Raw genomic sequence first — 18,160 nt, forward strand, 5'->3', positions numbered from 1 at the left:
TTTATTAAATATTCTAATAAATAATTGTAACAGTATACCTACTTTTTAAATTAGACGGTGACGATTTATAAATGGCTGATGACGTATTGCTCAAGCATGAAGCGCTTGTAGATGAATTAAAACAGTATTTAGGAAATCCTAAATTTGATCTCATTTTCAAGACAAAAACCGCCGAGTTAACTAAACCCGAGCAGTTTTTAATAAAAATGGAAATGTCGCGTTTATCTCAGCCGATAGACCGTTTTATTGATCTGCGTAGTTTAGTCACTGGTCAAGTAAAACCTTATGAATACAAAGGCAAGCAGCACTTTATGGATGACACCGCTATTGAAGTATTTGAAGCGGCTATAAAACAACATAAAGATTACACTCTTGCAGTATACGAAGCGGTAATGAATACCGAAAATAATTATCGCGTATTACAACAAAAATCAACGACTACCCCACCTAAAGAAATTGAATCATCGCGCGAATTGTCTACCGATGTAATTAAATTTGCAGCTTATGAAAATCGCAGTGAAGAGCGGATGAATTACTCAATTAAAATTACTATTGAGTATGACGGACAAGCAAAAATCGATGCAAGTACCTCTGATATTTCAATCAGTGGCTGTAAAATTAAGTTAGCGTCGCGCTATCGCTTAAAAAAAGGTCAGCTTATAAATATGCACCTAGTAGGCTTAGAGCAAGATTTTCAGCTTGGCCTCAAAAGTGGCGTTAAATATGAAGTCGTTGCAATAGAAAACACCTCAGAAGAATTTAATCATATCCGCTTGAAGCGTACATTTGAAGAAAATAACAGCGCGTTTGATCGTTTTTTAGAAAGCTTTATTCATGGCAATAAACGCCGTTATAAAGTGAATTTAGATAACACCCTCGATGCAGTTATTTCTAAAGGGTATGAACAATATTATATACCTAGGGTTAATTCTTTATATGTTTTTATTAGCCAGCAAAACGGCGTTTATTATCCTAGCCTGAGCTTAACTACTGAAAACAGTTTATTTATTCAGCGTTACTTTACTGATGAACGCAAAAAATCATGCCTTTACAATGTGTTAAATCATAAGCGTATTCGTACCTTGGCGCTAAAACCGATTGCAGTAAAAGAAGAGTATTTGTATACCTTTACCCATGTCTCTGCAGGAAAAATTTATTATTACTCAGCCACTCGCTCAGAGCTTGAGCAACAAGCAAAATTAAAAGCGTTATTTTTTGGTTTTGGTAGCCGAAGAGACAGTTGGCGCTGCTTTAAATTACAACTAATGCCGAGTCATACTGAAGATGCTTATATTCCTTTATCTTTACCTAACTCTTTAGGCAAAGATATTGAAAAACTAAATAAACCACCTTCACCACGTGTTGAAGGCGCAATAAAAGACGTTAAGTATTTAATGCTACTTACCCAAGTTGGTAATGAGCATGAACAACAACATTATCAACAATATGAATTTGATAAAGCCTTAGCCAATAAATTGAAATATTTTGGCCACAGTAAGCACGCATCGCCACCGGAACTTAATACTGTGCCTCTAGAGTATGTAAATCTTCGCTCTAATAAACGCTATTTATACAAAACTAATGTTGTGATTAATACTCGTGATGCGGTATTACATGGGCATACCCGTGATTTTTCAATATTTGGCTTACAGCTAGAGTGCAATCAAGAAGTGAACTTTAAAAAAGGCGATATTGTTTCGCTATCATTTCCTGATTTGCAAAAAATTACTAAAAACTATTCATTAAATCTTATTCAATATGAAGTAATGGCTGTGAGTAAATCGCTGACTACCATTAATTTGAAAGCGTATGTAGATAAAGGCTCATCTCATACTGGGGTCGATTTTTTTACTCTTTTAATAAGTAGCAATAAACAAAAATTAAAAGTAGCAGAAGAATCACCTAAAGTACCCGGGCTTTCTACAGCACTTAGAAATATGGTAACCAAAACGCTTTGCCAGTTTCCGATTTATTTACATAAATCAATGGCGCATTTTGAAATTGGCGCTATGGGATTTGGTTTATATCCAAGCCCACTGCATATTATTTTGCAAAATTTTTCCTTATTAAATGCTAAAACAGACTTATCGGATATTATTACTAAAGCGCATATTATTGATGTGATCACCCCTAATATTAAAGAGCGTACCCGCCAAGATCCGCCATTAGAGTTTAGTTTAATAATTAACTTTGATCCTAAAAAAGATAATATAGCGGATGCTATTACCAGCCAATGTGTTTTAGGTACTGACTGCAGCGAGTTTAAACAGCAAGTAAGAAAAGGGCTTAAATCTGAGCTGATTTTTATAATGCGTTTATATATTTCACGCACTGGTCGACTCGATACTGACTACCTAGCAAACGAGCTAAAATACGTCAGCCAATACGCAATTCACAAGGCCAAAGACTTAGAGGATGCTTTGTGGTCTGTATCAGGTGTTGGCGATATTATTGATGTCAGTGATGAAGCGCTTGAGCATTTAGCGCTCAACCAACAACAGGTTGAGCAAATGTCTAGACGAAAGCTCATCTGGTTAAATCGTTTACGTTAAACCTGTGATGGGTTTAGCGGAACCGCCAGCATATATAACAGTTGCAATAACGAGCCTTGGCAAATAGCTGCTTGGGCTTGCTCAACTACTTTTGGTTTACCATGTACAGCAACGCCTAAGCCAGCTTGAGCCATCATTTTTAAATCGTTTGCGCCATCGCCAATGGCAACCGTTTGGCATTTTTCAAGCCCCAGCTTTTGTTGTAGCGAGTTTAAAACAACCGCTTTTTGCTCAGCATCAACAATCCCACCTAACACTTTACCTGTTAGTTTATCGTCTTTAAATTCAAGCATATTGGCATGCACTTCATCTAAATTAATCAGCTCCTGAACTCGCTCAGCAAACGGCACAAAACCGCCCGATGCAATCGCTAAATACCAATCATGGTGTTTTAAAATTTGGCATAACGCTTTAATACCGGGCATTAAAGGCAGTGTACTTTTAAGCTCATCAATTAAACTCTTTTCAATGCCTTCAAGCTTAGCAACACGCTGATATAAGCTTTCACTAAAATCAAGCTTACCTGCCATTGCCTGCGCGGTCACGCTGGCAACCTCGTCATATACATTAGCCAAGCGTGCAATTTCATCAATACACTCAATAGTAATGGCTGTTGAATCCATATCCATTACTAATAACCCAGGTTTTTGTAAATCAGGGGGACAGGTTACTTGCACTAACTGACACGCCAAGGTATTTGCAAAAGTTTGAAGTTCAAGTGGATTTATTACACGCTCTGCATTTTCTATATAAAAACATAATGCCGGAGATAACCCTAAATCTGGCTGATATTGACAAATAGCCGTTACTTTTTGCTGGTGAGCCGCAAAGAACTCAATAATGCTATTAATATGCTGAATATTAAAATCACCGCCAAAGGCAATACTAAATAACCCGTGGTTTCTGTTTGGTGTTGTATTTAGTGGTGTAAAAACACCTTGTTGGTAGCTAAACCATTTATTAAGAATAAGTGATGATGATAATAGCTCAGCGCTTTGCTGTGCCATGTTCGCGTTCGACATGGGATCTCCGTTTATATTTCCTGACATTTAGCTCATTGATAATAAGGATATGAGATACAAAATTCGCCATCAGGGGGGATTTAGGGTTATAGTGTAGTTGTAACATCAAATCAAAATGCTGTCAGCAGCATAAACGGTGACTATGAAAAATAACCATCTTAAAAATCCACTTACAGCCTCGCAAAAAAAGCGTCTAATTCGTTTATTATTGGCCGCTGGCTGCTTTGTATTATTAAGCTGGGTAGGAATAAACAGTAGCTTTCAAAGCCATCAACTACTATATGATAGTGCTGATAGTGCAGCCAAGTCACTCACTCAGTTTATGGCACTGAATGCCAAAAACCCGCTGATAGAGAAAAACAAATCGCAGCTCACCACCTTGTGCAACAATATCAGTAAAGATGAGTTTGTTCTTTCAGCCACCATTTATGATAAACAAGGTGTAGTGCTTGCAAGCAGTGATAATTGGCAATCACATCATGTATATGGCTTACTACCAGACTCATCGCCTGGCATTAGTAAGTTAAAAACACCGTTTGTTGAACAAGTTATTTCTGACGACAATCGCCCTATTGGCTTTGTATCTATTACCTATTTAACGCGTGCTGCGGTATCTTCAAGCCATAACCATTTTCACGATTTAGGCCGCCAAGTATTACTTATGCTAGTGATTGCTTGTATTTTTACTTGGCAATTAGGCCGAGGGTTAAAACGCTGGCAAGTAAATCGTTATATACAAAAAACGTCAGAGCACGAATCATAAAGCTGCTCAGCTAATCGATATTTATCGCTATTTGGCTTTAAAGCATAGAGCGCATCAAACACCTTAGGAATATGCAATGGGGTATTTATTTCTCCCTGATAACCATTTAGCGGCATTGAAGGTGAGTCAGTTTCCAGCACTAAATGCTGTGACTCAAGCTTTGCTACAACCGCACGAGTTTTAGCAGCCCGCTCATAGGTGATAACCCCACCCACTCCAAGCTTAAAGCCCATTTTTATATAATACTGTGCTTGTTGTATTGAGCCTGAAAAAGCATGGATCACACCGCCATTCTTAGGTTTACAACGCTTAAACGATTGCGCTATTAAATCATGGCTTTGTCTGTGATGCACAATCAGCGGTAACTCTAGCTCATTAGCAAGCGCTATTTGTTGCTCAAACAGAAAGGTTTGTTTTTCAAGGTTTTCGATACTGCGATCTAGCCCGCATTCCCCAATAGCCACAAGCTGAGTTTTGTTTGTTTTAGCAAAGTTATACAGTGATTCTAAGTGCGATTGCTGATGTTGCTCTAAAAAATAAGGATGTAGCCCTGCAGCTATTCTAATTTGTGGGTAGGTTGCTTTAAACTCGAGTAGTTTTTGAGACTGCGCCAAGCTAATGCCTGGCACAATAAATTGATTAATGCCCTTTGCTACACAGGCATTAATAAGCGATTCCCGATTTGTATCAAACTCACTAAAATCAAGATGACAGTGTGAGTCTATAAATTGCAAAACCAGCAGCCAACTAAGGGTTTAAGCGCGTTATTTGCCAGCTATTGTCGGCTTGACGCTGATACATAAAGCGATCATGTAAACGATGCGCTCCGCCTTGCCAAAACTCGATTTTTTGCGGCACAACACAATACCCACCCCAAAAGTCAGGGAGCGGAATTTCACCTTTAGCGAACTTATTTTTCATGTTGGTAAAGGTTTCCATTAGCACTTTACGCGACGAAATTGGACGGCTTTGTTGCGACGCCCATGCGGCTAATTGACTTTCTTTAGGTCGAGATAAAAAGTATTTAGCAACAGCCGATGTAGGTAATGGCTGCGCTTCACCATACACAATTACTTGGCGCTCCATAGGGTGCCATGGAAAGTGCAAGGAAATTTTGTTATTGCCTTTTAGTTCTTGCGCTTTACGTGAACCGGTATTGGTAAAAAACACAAAACCGTTATCATCTAAATGTTTTAGCAACACAATACGCTGTGAAGGCTGACCTGTTTCATCGACCGTAGCGACCACCATAGCTGTAGGATCAGGCAAATTACTACCAACAGCATGCTCAAGCCACGTTTCAAACTGCTTAAACGGATCATCAAGCAAGTTGTCTTCACTAAGCGCATCTTGCAGGTATTCACGACGAATATCTTCGAGTTTCATAAAATTCCCTCTAGGTTCTAGGTTCTAGGTTCTAGGTTCTAGGTTCTAGGTTCTAGGTTCTAGGTTCTAGGTTCTAGGTTCTAGGTTCTAGGTTCTAGGTTCGTCAAAAGTTTTAAGCGCTCTGTAATACGTGTCATACTTTTCCTAGTGCCTAAAGCCTATTTCTTCCTAGTACCTTGTTACTTTTGTATGTGACTTAGGCTAAATAGTTTTACCAACGCAGCTAAAGCGAACTACACGCAGCAGACGCTCACCTAAGTAGTTTAGTCTAAGATAAGGCGGACACTCGACTTATCCCTATGAGCATACGTAGTTGTATGTGATTAGGGTCAGTCGAGTGGACAACGCAGTATTAGATTAAAATACGACGGTGATTACATTTGCTCCATGACTTCGATACCTAGTAGATCTAATCCTGTTTTCAGCGTATCTGCCACTAAATTACACAACACTAAACGGCTATCACGAACACTTGGCTCTACGCCCTCTTTAAGTACTGGGCAAGCTTCATAGAATGTCATGTATAGACTAGCTAGTTCGTATAAGTAACCACACAATACGTGCGGTGTGGCTTCATTGATCATCAGATCAAGGACTTCTTCTAACTGCAATAATTTAAGCGCGAGGGTTTTCTCTTGCGGCTCAATAATACTTACATCGGCTTTTAAGCTTGCAGCATCAACGCCTGACTTACGGAAAATACTGCGGACACGCGTATAAGCATATTGTAAATAAGGGGCTGTTGCGCCCTCAAAACTTAGCATGCTGTCCCAGTTGAAAATGTAATCGCTGGTACGGTGCTTAGAAAGATCTGCGTATTTAACCGCGCCAATACCCACTTTACGAGCAATTTCACTACGATCTTCGTCAGATAAATCTGATTCACGCTCAGCGAGTTTGGCTGCTGCACGAGTAATTGACTCTTCAAGTAAATCAGCTAATTTTACCGTGCCGCCTGTACGAGTTTTAAATGGTTTGCCATCAGCGCCCATCATGGTGCCAAATGGGCAAAATTCGTAACTGGTTTCATCGCGTAATAAACCAGCTTTACGCGCAGTAAGCTCCACTTGATTAAAGTGAAGGCTCTGGCGCGCATCAACAAATATCAAAATACGCTCAGCGCCTAACTTGTTTGAACGGTAATCACACGCGGCTAAATCTGTGGTTGCATATAAGAAGCCGCCACCTGATTTTTGCACGATAAACGCTGAAGGCTCACCGTCTTTATTTGCCAGCTCATCTAAAAATACCACTTGTGCGCCTTGCGACTCTACTGCAATATTTTTATCTTTTAATAGGCTAATAATATCGTTAAGTTCACTGTTATAAGCACTTTCAGCCATAATATCGGCAGGCGTAAGGGTTACATTTAAACGCTTGTATACTTCTTCAGAGTGCTTCACTGAAGTGGCAATAAATAGTTTCCACAGTTTTTCACAGTGAGCGTCGCCACTTTGCAGTTTAACTACGTAGTTACGTGCTTTATCGGCAAAGCCTTCTTCGTCATCAAAACGCTTTTTAGCATCGCGGTAAAAGGTTTCTAAGTCAGCAAGCGCAACAGTGTCTAAATCAACACCTTGGTTAATTTGATCTTCTAAATGCGCAATCAACATGCCAAACTGTGTGCCCCAATCACCCATGTGATTTTGACGAACAACGGTATCGCCTCTAAATTCAAGTGCGCGTACTACCGCATCACCAATAATAGTTGAGCGTAAATGACCTACGTGCATTTCTTTTGCAAGGTTCGGCGATGAGTAATCAACCACTACTTTTTGTGGTTTGGCGTGCTCATTTACGGCAAGTTTTGCGTGGTTATTAGCGGCTTGTACGCTTTGTGCTAAAAACTCTGGCTTTAAGTGAATATTAATAAAACCAGGGCCAGCAATTTCCGTTTTTTCGGCAATGTCGCTTACATCTAACTGATCAATAATTTTTTGCGCCAATTCACGCGGATTACTTTTCATTTTTTTAGCTGCGCCCATCGCGCCATTAATTTGGTAATCACCAAACTGTGGACGTGTGCTTTGCGTAACCGCTGGGTTAGTATCTTCTGGCAGGCCTGCAGCGGTCATAGCGGCAATGGCTTTTTCTACTAAAATAGTACGAATATTCATTATATTATTTACCTTTATAAGCCCGCCAAAGCAGGCTTTGTGTTAATTCTAGTGGCTAAGTGTTAGTTTTCACGCGTGTGGTTAAATGTCACTTCAGGGTAACGCTCAGTCGACAAGTTAAGATTTACACGACTCGGCGCGATGTAAGTTAAATTATCGCCACCATCGAGTGCTAAGTTGCTTTCGCACTTACGCTTAAACTCTTCAAACTTTTTAACATCATCACAGCTAACCCAGCGGGCTGTATTTACATTAACGCTTTCGTAAATTGCATCAACGTTATATTCAGCTTTTAAACGCGCTACAACCACGTCAAACTGCAACACACCTACCGCACCTACAATTAAGTCATTATTAATTAATGGTCTGAATACTTGTACTGCGCCCTCTTCTGAAAGCTGTACCAATCCTTTTAATAACTGTTTTTGTTTTAATGGATCGCGCAGACGAATTCGGCGAAACAGTTCAGGGGCGAAGTTTGGAATACCGCTAAACTTAATTTTTTCACCTTGAGTAAAAGTATCACCAATTTGAATCGTTCCGTGGTTGTGTAACCCAATGATATCACCAGCGTAAGCATCAGCCGCACGCTCACGATCGCCCGCCATAAAGGTTACCGCATCAGAAATACTGACTTGTTTACCGATACGCACATGATTCATTTTCATGCCTTGGCTATATTTACCCGACACAATACGCATAAAGGCAATACGGTCACGGTGTTTTGGATCCATGTTGGCCTGAATTTTAAATACAAACCCAGTGAAGTTTTCTTCTGTGGCTACAACTTGGCGATCTTCAGTCTCACGTGGTAATGGGGTTGGCGCCCATTGAGTTAACCCATCTAAAACATGATCTACACCAAAGTTACCAAGTGCGGTACCAAAATACACAGGCGATAACTCACCCGCTAAGAATAGATCTAAATCAAATTCGTGTGATGCACCAATAACCAACTCTAACTCGTCACGTAATTGCGCTGCAAGTTCATCACCAATGGCTTGGTCAAGCTCAGGGTTATCGAGCCCTTTAATGCTGCGTACTTCTTGAATAGTGTGACCTTGACCCGTTTTATATAAAATGGTCTCTTCGTTATGGATATGGTAAACACCTTTAAACTCTTTACCACAGCCAATGGGCCAAGTAACAGGTGCACAGGCAATATTTAGCTCTGTTTCTACTTCGTCGAGTAGTTCCATTGGGTCGCGAATATCACGGTCACATTTATTCATAAAGGTAACAATAGGCGTGGTACGCAGGCGTGTTACTTCCATTAGCTTACGGGTACGTTCTTCTACACCTTTAGCAGCATCAATGACCATTAAACACGAATCTACCGCGGTTAAAGTTCGGTATGTATCTTCAGAGAAGTCTTCGTGTCCTGGGGTATCAAGTAAATTAACTAACGCATTGTTATATGGAAATTGCATTACAGAGGTAGTGACAGAAATACCACGCTCTTTTTCCATTTCCATCCAATCCGACTTAGCATGCTGATTAGAACCACGGCCTTTAACCGTTCCAGCTTTTTGAATTGCTTGTCCGAATAACAATACTTTTTCAGTGATAGTGGTTTTACCCGCATCCGGATGCGAGATGATCGCAAAGGTACGGCGTTTATTAATTTCGCTAAGGAGATTTTGGTCTGCCATTAAAAAGGTTCTTTTAGTTGATATACGGATGTATTTATATTTTAGTATGCTGAGCTTTTAAGGCTAAAAACAAGCTAACCTCTAAAGCTCAACATACCCCAACAAGAACCCAAATTAGTTCTTGTGATGCTATCCGTTAAGTTAATCGTAGTTGAAGACTATTTTCGCTGATCTTGGCGCTATAAACAATCAATGGTTAGTTATTAACGGATCTTTTTTAATGAAGCGATTAATATTGGTGTTTCCAATTATTATTAACAATATCGATATAAATTGCCCACTAACTTAACACCAAGCTTGAGTAATAATGCTGTAAATCATATTATTGGTCAATTACATGGAAGATTTGATGTTGGGTAATGAAAACCAGTAAGCTAAGTATTCGATTATTATGGTATATAACTCCACTGGTTATACTGCCGTTGTTATTTTTAGGGGGCTTTACGCTCACTAATGTAACCAACTCCACGCAAAAACAAGCCGACTTGATCATGAGTCGCTTTGTAGAACAACAGCAGCAAAAAGTATTCAACTATATCGATTCTTTTCATGCAACGGCTAAGTTACTCTCTGCTTCACCGGTACTAAGTGACTTTTTAGCTAAAGATTTATTTGAAGACGCCAGCTATACCTATCGCCTTGGCGCGTTAATGGACGTATTTGCCAGTTACAGTGAAGCCTACCCTGACATTATTAGTATTAACTTAGTCTCAAAAACCGGTAAAAGTGACGCCTATTACTCCAGTAATTTAACCGTAGCGCCCAAATCCTACCCATTTTTTGATCAAGTAAAACAAAGTAATTTAAGTCAGCAGCAGTTTATGGTGCAAAAAGAAGATGGCACCACCAATTTATACTTTGTACAGCGTATATATAGCGTCGACTATTATTTAAAACGCCCACAACAGCTAGGCTTTATTATTCTTAAAGTAGACCCCTCTATTTTAAACACCAGTATTTTAGAAGCGCCTTATAACAACACCTTAAATTTATTACTGGCCAGCGATGGTAAAATTTTATTTAGCTCTGATTATAAAATGCGCGGCCACTATGTTACTAAATATGAATTAAATAAAATTAACGATCTAGCTGATATAGGTAGCTTATCAACTATTGAGCTTTCAAGTGTTGATAAAATAGAGCGACTAATTTTTGCCGCCCAAATGAGTGGCGGCTACTATTATGTGTCGACTATTCCTAAAGCGGTGTTATATCAATCGGGTAAAGCAATTAGTGTGATCACCGGGCTAATTGTAATTATTTCTGTGATCACCCTCCCAATCTTAATTTTTATTGTGGTGCGTAATTTACTGCTTAACCCAATAGAATTATTAGGTGAAGCAAGTCATCGCGTTGGTGATGGCGATCTCTCTGTTACACTACCTGCTTATACTACGGATGAAGTAGGGATACTGTTTAACGACTTTAATCACATGATTAACCAAATTAAGCATTATCAACAGCAACTTGAAGAATATAAGCATCACTTAGAAGACAAAGTAGAAAGCCGGACTAAGGCGCTTGAATCGATGAACAGCAAGCTTGAAACCGCCATAGCCCAAGCAGAACAAGCAAACCAGCTTAAAAGCCGCTTTTTAGCCAATATGAGTCATGAAATTCGCACCCCGCTTACAGCTATTATGGGATTTACAGAGCAACTACTGCACAGCGAAAAAGCAACCAATGACAAACACCATTTAGGTACTATTCTACGTAATTCAAAACATTTGTTAGAGCTTATTAATAATATTCTCGATCTTTCAAAAATTGAAGCCGAAAAACTCGCGGTTGAAAAAACGCCGCTAAATGTTGTACAGCTTATTCATGATGTTGAATCAATCATTAAACCTTTAGCACAAGAGAAACAGCTATCATTTACAATTAATTATACACTTCCGCTACCGCATACTATTAATAGTGATATTACTCGCTTAAAGCAAATACTCATTAATATTGCCAGTAATGCGGTTAAATTTACTGAGCAAGGTCAGGTTACTATAACCGCTAAATACCAAGCACCAAAAACGCTTACCTTTGTTATAGAAGATACCGGCATTGGTATGTCGTCAAACCAAATTAATCGATTGTTTACGCCATTTGAGCAAGCCGATGCCACAACGACACGTCGGTTTGGTGGTACGGGATTGGGGCTGTGTATATCAAAAAATTTGGCTCAATTGTTAGGTGGGGATGTAAGTGTAACCAGTGAGGTGGGCGTGGGTAGTTGCTTTACTATCGATATAGATTGCCATTTGAATAATAGCCTTGGCGGCAATTTATTATTAACCGAACACTCTCAACTAACACCAGAAAAGGATCCGCAGCTATCTTTTGCGAGCAACAGCTTTGATGCACAAATTTTGGTCGCAGAAGATAACCCCGATAATCAGTTATTGATTAAATTGCTATTACAAACATGGGGATTAGAGCCCGATATAGCCAACAATGGTGCACAAGCTGTAGAAATGGCATTAGTAAACGACTACCAGCTTATAATCATGGATATGCAAATGCCGGTTATGGGTGGGTTAGAAGCGACTAAAATGCTTAGAGATGCAGCCTACGATGGCCCAATTATCGCCCTAACCGCGAATGTGATGAATCATGATATTGATACTTACCTTGAAGCAGGCTGTGATGAAGCGCTGGGAAAACCTATTGATAAAGACGCACTAGAAAATGTATTAGTTAGCTATTTACACCTTGAGCGTGATAACCAAAATAAGTGGGATAGCTTATTGAAGAGCGAAAAGTTTCAGCAAATAAACGCAAACTATTTAGCAAGTTTGCCAGATTATTTGCAACAGATAAAAACCCTATATAACAGCCAAGATTGCGAGACACTACGCGCCCTTGCCCACAGTATTAAGGGCAGCGCTGGTTGTTTTAACTTTGATGAAATTTACCAAAGCGCTTCAGCGGTTGAACACAGTTTAAAAGGTAATGATATGCCACAAAGAGAAAAGTGCGTAGCAGAACTTATTGCTGCAATAGAGCAAGCCATCGCTAATAAGTAATCGTTAAAAATTTAAACCCAGTGCCATGCCCATTAAAATCGCGTCTTCAAAGCCGTTTTTATTGGGTGCATCACTGGGGTAATAATTTTTACGTACTGACATTTCAATAAAGCCCGCACGTTCATACAAAGCAATAGCCCGCGTATTAGATTCGCGGACTTCTAAAAATAAGTTTTCAGCGCTGTGTTGCTCACCATAAGCTATAAACTGCGTTAATAACTGCTGAGCAAACCCTTGCCCCTGAAAGCTCGGAGCAACACAAATATCCATTAAGGTAAAATCGGGCCCTGCTTTTTCACCAATGTAAAAACCTATCATTTGCTCGTCGTCGAACGCGGCTAAATTAAAATAGCGGCCCTGCAAACACGACTGCATCGTTTTTAATGTCCAAGGATGTGTGTGGCAAGTGGTTTCAATGGCCATTAGCTCATTGATATTCTCATCGGTAACTGACTTAAAGTGTATCAAGGTGTTCACTCATTAATGCCCATAACGCACGTTTTTGTGCACTGGACAGGGTGGAATCAGGCAAGCCTAATCGTTGCTCATTAAACTCAATAGTTGATGACTTAACAATCTTGTTAATTGTTACAGGCGCAAATGCACGCTCAATATCATCTTTTAATGTATCACTGAGTATTAACGATGAATTAGCTGACTGCTCTGACTGAGCTGGGCGAAAGTGTTGATTAAGTTCAAGCTTTTCTATACCAAAAACAGATGCGTAACGTGAATGCATAACGACTCGATGGAATTAGTAAGATGAATAATATAGGAAGTAATCAAAACGATGTAAAGAAGAAATGGCAGGGGCGGAGAGATTCGAACTCCCAACCGTCGGTTTTGGAGACCGCTGTTCTACCAATTGGAACTACGCCCCTGCAATGACGATGAATTATAAAGACCTTTTGACAAAGGTAAAGTAAAAATTCAACTTTTCGGTTTGTTTGCTTTTTAAATAAACAAAACGGCGAATTAGCATGCTAATTCGCCGTTAGTTATTACTTAATTATAGCAATGGGAGGATTATTCCCACTCGATAGTGGCAGGTGGTTTACCTGAAATATCGTAAACAACACGAGAAATACCGTCGATTTCATTAATGATGCGGTTTGAAACAACACCTAAGAACTCATACGGTAAATGTGACCAACGCGCAGTCATAAAGTCGATGGTTTCTACACAACGAAGTGAAACAACCCAATCGTACTTACGTGCATCACCCATAACCCCTACCGACTTAACCGGTAAGAATACAGTAAACGCTTGACTTACTTTATGGTAAAGCTCTGCTTTGTGAAGCTCTTCAATGAAAATAGCATCAGCGCGGCGTAATAAATCACAGTACTCTTTTTTGATTTCGCCAAGTACACGCACACCTAAACCTGGCCCTGGGAATGGGTGACGGTAAAGCATGTCGTACGGTAAACCTAGCTCTAAACCAATTTTACGTACTTCGTCCTTAAATAACTCACGTAATGGCTCTACTAAGCCCATTTGCATATCATCTGGTAAGCCGCCCACATTATGGTGCGATTTAATTACGTGCGCTTTACCAGTCGCTGAGGCCGCTGATTCGATTACGTCAGGGTAAATTGTACCTTGGCCTAACCATTTTGCGTTTTTAAGCTTTTTAGCTTGCTCATCAAATACGTTAATAAACGTATGGCCAATGGCTTTACGCTTATCTTCTGGGTCTGATTTACCTGCTAAGTCATTTAAGAATTGATCTTCGGCATCTACTTTTACAATGTTTAAACCAAACTTATTGCCAAACATGTCCATGACTTGTTGGCCTTCGTTTAAACGAAGTAGCCCGTTATCTACAAATACACAGGTTAGTCGCTCACCAATAGCGCGGTGAATAAGCATCGCCACAACCGATGAATCTACACCGCCTGATAAGCCTAAAATAACTTCGTCGTTGCCAACGGTTTCTTTGATACGCTCAATAGCATCATCAATTATTTTTGCTGGCGTCCATAATTTTTCACAACCACAAATATCAATAGCAAAACGTTCTAATAAGCGTTGACCTTGATGTGTGTGTGTTACTTCTGGGTGAAATTGTACGCCGTAAAAACGTTTTTCTTCGTTAGACATTGCCGCATGTGGACAAGTAGATGTTTTAGCAGTAGTTTTAAAAGTATCTGGAATTTCCATTACTTTATCGCCGTGGCTCATCCACACGTCAAGTACGCCATTGCCGCCATCAGTAATATGATCTTCAATTGCATCAAATAATGCACAGTTACCCACTTTTTCAACTTGTGCGTAACCAAATTCTTTTTTATCTGAGCTATGTACACGGCCGCCAAGCTGCGTTGCCATAGTTTGCATACCGTAACAAATACCAAGTACGGGTACGCCAGCATTAAATACATACTCAGGAGCACGCGGGCTGTTTTCAAGCGTAGTTGATTCTGGGCCACCTGAAAGGATAATACCTTGTGGGTTAAACTCGCGAATTTGCTCTTCGGTTACATCCCAAGCCCAAAGCTCACAGTAAACACCAATTTCGCGTACGCGACGGGCAATTAACTGCGTGTATTGTGAACCAAAATCTAAAATGAGGATTCGTGAATCGTGAATGTCTTTGCTCATGAAGTATCTCGTAAAGTCAGGTGCTAAACGCCACCAGCTTAAGCTGTGTGACTATATTAGGGCTAACAAAGGTTAGCCCACTTATTTCAAGTTGTTAAGGCTGATTAGCCTAAACGGTAGTTCGGTGCTTCTTTAGTGATTTGCACATCATGAACATGCGACTCACCCATACCAGCAGAAGTAACACGTACAAATTGTGGCTTAGTGTTTAGCTCTTCAATGGTGGCACAACCGGTTAAACCCATTGCACTGCGAAGACCACCCACTTGTTGGTGAATAATGGTTGCAATTGGTCCTTTATAAGCAACACGACCTTCAATACCTTCAGGTACTAACTTGTCAGCTTGGTTTGATTTTTGGAAGTAGCGATCTGATGAACCTTCTTTTTGATCCATCGCTCCTAGGCTACCCATACCACGGTAAGACTTGTAGTAGCGACCTTGATAAAGTTCAACTTCACCCGGAGCTTCTTCAGTACCCGCGAGCATAGAGCCAACCATTACACACGATGCGCCCGCAACCAATGCTTTTACAATATCACCAGAAAAACGAATACCGCCATCGGCAATCACTGGAATATCGCGACCTTTAAGGCCTTCAACCGCATCTGAAATAGCTGTTATTTGTGGTACACCACAACCAGTAACAATACGTGTAGTACAAATAGAACCTGGGCCGATACCTACTTTAACAGCATCAACACCGGCATCTGCAAGGGCAATAGCACCTTCGGCAGTTGCCACGTTACCCGCAACAATTTGTAAATCTGGGTAAGCTTGACGAGTCGCTGCAACACGGTCAATAACACCTTGCGAGTGACCATGAGAAGTATCGATTAGTAGTACATCAACACCGGCTTCAACTAATGCAGCAATACGCTCATCAGTACCTGCGCCAACACCTACCGCAGCACCTACACGTAAACGACCTTGCTCGTCTTTACATGCATCTGGTTTGTCTTGTGCTTTTTGGTAATCTTTTACGGTGATCATGCCTTTAAGTTTAAACGCATCATCAACCACAAGAATCTTTTCAATGCGGTGTTCGTGCATTAAGCTTAAGATATCTTCGCGAGCGGTGCCCTCTTTAACCGTTACTAGGTTTTCTTTTTTCGTCATCACTGTTGAAACCGGCTGTTCAAGCTTAGTTTCAAAGCGCATATCACGACTAGTTACGATACCTACAAGGTTATTTTCGCTATCGGTGACCGGAAAACCTGAGAATCCCTTTTCCTGAGACAGCTCAACGGCATCTGCAATAGTCAGATCGGCGGTTACTGTAACAGGGTATGAAACAATACCTGCTTCATAGGTTTTAACTTTACGAACATTTTTCGCTTGTTCTGCAATGGTCATGTTTTTATGAATAAAACCAAGACCACCTTCCTGCGCGAGGGCAATAGCTAAACGAGCTTCTGTAACAGTATCCATAGATGCTGAAATGAGCGGCAAGTTAAGTTTGATACCACGCGTTAAGCGAGTTGAAATATTTGCCGTGTGTGGCAAAACAGTAGAATGACCAGGTACTAAAAGTACGTCATCAAAGGTAAGAGCTTCTTTAGCGATTCTAAGCATTTTGGCAACTTCTCACATGTGGATCTAAGATAAGGAATTGCGGCCAAATTTTAACAGCGTTGCAGGCACTAGTAAATAATATTTTGTATTTATTTATGATAAGCTAGGTTTATAAATGTTTTTTGGTAGTTTTTATGTTTTCTAAGCCCTCGCAAACGGTTTATACCGTATCTCGCCTTAATCGTGAAATACGTGCCTTACTTGAACAAGGTTTTGCGTCTTTAGTACTCACCGGTGAAATTTCAAACTTTATCACCCCAGCATCTGGGCACTGGTATTTTTCGTTAAAAGACGACAAAGCGCAAATTAAAGCCGCCATGTGGCGAGGTAATAATCGAAACCAAAGCTACCGCCCTGTAAATGGCGCACAAGTAACCGTTAAAGCTCGTGTATCTTTGTACGAACCCCGTGGTGACTACCAGCTTATTGTAGAAAGCATGGAACCTGCAGGAGAAGGGCAACTAAAGCAAGAGTTTGACGCGCTAAAAATGCGTTTGGCTGCAGAGGGTTTATTTAGCTCCGCTTATAAAAAATCCCTACCCCAAAACATAAATCGCATAGGGGTGATCACCTCACCTACAGGCGCCGCAATTAAAGATATTTTAACCGTGCTAAAACGTCGCGCGCCGCATTTAGAAGTGGTCATTTATCCTGCTATGGTGCAAGGTAAAGAAGCGCATGGTCACTTAATCAAGCAAATAGAACTAGCAAACTGTCGTAACGAAGTCGATGTGATTATTCTTGGGCGTGGCGGTGGTTCATTAGAAGATTTATGGTGTTTTAATCATGAGCAACTTGCTCGTGCTATTTATCAAAGCGAACTACCCATTGTGAGCGCTGTTGGCCATGAAGTAGATACTACAATTAGCGATTATGTTGCTGATGTGCGTGCCGCAACCCCCTCTGCCGCAGCTGAGCTAGTAAGCCCCAATACGCAAGAATTGCACAATAAGGTTAACCAATTAATTAGCCGTTTAGCGAATGCATTTAAACACGACATTGCCGATAAACGTACACTGGCAACTCAGCTACAGCATCGTTTAAATTTATGCCACCCGCGCAATCAGCTAAACCAAAAGTCACAACGCTTAGATGAGCTGAGTATTGCACTGCAACAAGCTATGCGTCAGCGTTTATATCAGCAAGAACGCGTGTTAGCTAATTTAACACCCAGATTAATGCGTCAATCGCCAGACAAAAAGCTCGCACAAGCAAGCCATCAGTTAGCCCAGCTCCATGCAAAGTTAAATCAAGCGATGCAGCATCAGTTGCAACACGCAAATAATACGCTTGCCTTACAAGCAAGTCGGCTTGATTCGGTCAGCCCTCTTAATGTATTAGCGCGCGGTTACAGCATAACGAAAACGGCGCATAATAAAGTGGTTAAATCAGTGGAAGATGTAAAAGTAGGTGATATGTTGTTCACTGAGTTAGTAGATGGCCAATTTATTTCAAAAGTAGAAGCTTAGCCAC

Annotated in this window: 13 protein-coding genes and 1 tRNA gene; 4 read left to right on the plus strand and 10 right to left on the minus strand. The window is 40.4% G+C overall.

Going from position 1 to position 18,160, the window contains the following annotated elements:
• Positions 1-71: 71 nt before the first annotated feature.
• Complete coding sequence (locus P3J6_RS16850; protein WP_178956484.1) at positions 72-2,552, plus strand: PilZ domain-containing protein; 2,481 nt, start codon at positions 72-74, stop codon at positions 2,550-2,552.
• On the opposite strand, the gene serB is transcribed toward P3J6_RS16850, so the two are convergent.
• Positions 2,549-3,574 (minus strand): phosphoserine phosphatase SerB, encoded by a 1,026-nt coding sequence (gene serB, locus P3J6_RS16855; protein ID WP_198523602.1) that lies wholly within the window; start codon positions 3,572-3,574, stop codon positions 2,549-2,551. The two genes, P3J6_RS16850 and serB, sit on opposite strands and share 4 nt — an antisense overlap.
• Positions 3,575-3,716: 142 nt before the next feature.
• On the opposite strand from serB, the gene P3J6_RS16860 reads away from it, so the two are divergent.
• Positions 3,717-4,337, plus strand: a complete 621-nt coding sequence (locus P3J6_RS16860; RefSeq protein ID WP_138608770.1) for an AhpA/YtjB family protein — start codon at positions 3,717-3,719, stop codon at positions 4,335-4,337.
• On the opposite strand, the gene P3J6_RS16865 is transcribed toward P3J6_RS16860, so the two are convergent.
• The 4 genes from P3J6_RS16865 to prfC form a co-directional block, all read right to left on the minus strand.
• Positions 4,304-5,071 carry a TatD family hydrolase gene (locus P3J6_RS16865; RefSeq protein ID WP_198523603.1) on the minus strand — a complete coding sequence of 256 codons (768 nt, stop codon included), beginning with the start codon at positions 5,069-5,071 and terminating at the stop codon, positions 4,304-4,306. The genes P3J6_RS16860 and P3J6_RS16865 overlap by 34 nt on opposite strands.
• 13 nt (positions 5,072-5,084) lie before the next feature.
• Positions 5,085-5,723 carry a pyridoxamine 5'-phosphate oxidase gene (gene pdxH / locus P3J6_RS16870; RefSeq protein ID WP_198523604.1) on the minus strand — a complete coding sequence of 213 codons (639 nt, stop codon included), beginning with the start codon at positions 5,721-5,723 and terminating at the stop codon, positions 5,085-5,087.
• Between the two features lie 374 nt (positions 5,724-6,097).
• Positions 6,098-7,840 carry an arginine--tRNA ligase gene (gene argS / locus P3J6_RS16875; protein WP_010387709.1) on the minus strand — a complete coding sequence of 581 codons (1,743 nt, stop codon included), beginning with the start codon at positions 7,838-7,840 and terminating at the stop codon, positions 6,098-6,100.
• 62 nt (positions 7,841-7,902) lie between these two features.
• On the minus strand, positions 7,903-9,492 hold the full coding sequence (prfC, locus tag P3J6_RS16880) for a peptide chain release factor 3 (protein WP_010387708.1): 1,590 nt from the start codon (positions 9,490-9,492) through the stop codon (positions 7,903-7,905).
• Between the two features lie 359 nt (positions 9,493-9,851).
• Between prfC and P3J6_RS16885 the strand changes: the two genes are divergently transcribed.
• A complete protein-coding gene (locus P3J6_RS16885; protein WP_178956488.1) occupies positions 9,852-12,509 on the plus strand; it encodes an ATP-binding protein in 2,658 nt (885 codons plus the stop codon).
• 3 nt (positions 12,510-12,512) lie between these two features.
• On the opposite strand, the gene rimI is transcribed toward P3J6_RS16885, so the two are convergent.
• The 5 genes from rimI to guaB all read right to left on the minus strand — a co-directional run bounded on the left by rimI (position 12,513) and on the right by guaB (position 16,687).
• Complete coding sequence (gene rimI, locus P3J6_RS16890) at positions 12,513-12,977, minus strand: ribosomal protein S18-alanine N-acetyltransferase (RefSeq protein ID WP_171039644.1); 465 nt, start codon at positions 12,975-12,977, stop codon at positions 12,513-12,515.
• Positions 12,964-13,248: a hypothetical protein gene (locus tag P3J6_RS16895; protein WP_178956489.1), complete on the minus strand. Its 285-nt coding sequence runs from the start codon at positions 13,246-13,248 to the stop codon at positions 12,964-12,966. Before P3J6_RS16895 ends, rimI begins: the two co-directional genes overlap by 14 nt.
• 65 nt (positions 13,249-13,313) lie before the next feature.
• Positions 13,314-13,390: transfer RNA gene (locus P3J6_RS16900), tRNA-Trp, on the minus strand.
• Positions 13,391-13,535: 145 nt separating this feature from the next.
• On the minus strand, positions 13,536-15,113 hold the full coding sequence (gene guaA / locus P3J6_RS16905; RefSeq protein ID WP_198523605.1) for a glutamine-hydrolyzing GMP synthase: 1,578 nt from the start codon (positions 15,111-15,113) through the stop codon (positions 13,536-13,538).
• 104 nt (positions 15,114-15,217) lie between these two features.
• The gene (guaB, locus tag P3J6_RS16910) at positions 15,218-16,687 is read right to left on the minus strand and encodes an IMP dehydrogenase (RefSeq protein ID WP_008110278.1); all 1,470 of its coding nucleotides are present in this window, start codon (positions 16,685-16,687) and stop codon (positions 15,218-15,220) included.
• A 134-nt stretch (positions 16,688-16,821) separates the two neighbouring features.
• On the opposite strand from guaB, the gene xseA reads away from it, so the two are divergent.
• Positions 16,822-18,156, plus strand: a complete 1,335-nt coding sequence (gene xseA / locus P3J6_RS16915) for an exodeoxyribonuclease VII large subunit (protein ID WP_198523606.1) — start codon at positions 16,822-16,824, stop codon at positions 18,154-18,156.
• Positions 18,157-18,160: the final 4 nt, after the last annotated feature.

The sequence above is a fragment of the Pseudoalteromonas sp. 3J6 genome (genome assembly GCF_903995135.1).
Classification (GTDB): Bacteria; Pseudomonadota; Gammaproteobacteria; order Enterobacterales; family Alteromonadaceae; genus Pseudoalteromonas.

Bases quoted from the DNA above. Each gene is read 5' to 3' on its own strand.
- P3J6_RS16885 (WP_178956488.1), top strand. From the start codon at position 9,852: ATGAAAACCAGTAAGCTAAGTATTCGATTATTATGGTATATAACTCCA.
- prfC (WP_010387708.1), bottom strand. From the start codon at position 9,492: ATGGCAGACCAAAATCTCCTTAGCGAAATTAATAAACGCCGTACCTTT.
- argS (WP_010387709.1), bottom strand. From the start codon at position 7,840: ATGAATATTCGTACTATTTTAGTAGAAAAAGCCATTGCCGCTATGACC.
- xseA (WP_198523606.1), top strand. From the start codon at position 16,822: ATGTTTTCTAAGCCCTCGCAAACGGTTTATACCGTATCTCGCCTTAAT.
- serB (WP_198523602.1), bottom strand. From the start codon at position 3,574: ATGTCGAACGCGAACATGGCACAGCAAAGCGCTGAGCTATTATCATCA.
- P3J6_RS16850 (WP_178956484.1), top strand. From the start codon at position 72: ATGGCTGATGACGTATTGCTCAAGCATGAAGCGCTTGTAGATGAATTA.
- guaA (WP_198523605.1), bottom strand. From the start codon at position 15,113: ATGAGCAAAGACATTCACGATTCACGAATCCTCATTTTAGATTTTGGT.
- P3J6_RS16860 (WP_138608770.1), top strand. From the start codon at position 3,717: ATGAAAAATAACCATCTTAAAAATCCACTTACAGCCTCGCAAAAAAAG.
- guaB (WP_008110278.1), bottom strand. From the start codon at position 16,687: ATGCTTAGAATCGCTAAAGAAGCTCTTACCTTTGATGACGTACTTTTA.
- P3J6_RS16895 (WP_178956489.1), bottom strand. From the start codon at position 13,248: ATGCATTCACGTTACGCATCTGTTTTTGGTATAGAAAAGCTTGAACTT.
- pdxH (WP_198523604.1), bottom strand. From the start codon at position 5,723: ATGAAACTCGAAGATATTCGTCGTGAATACCTGCAAGATGCGCTTAGT.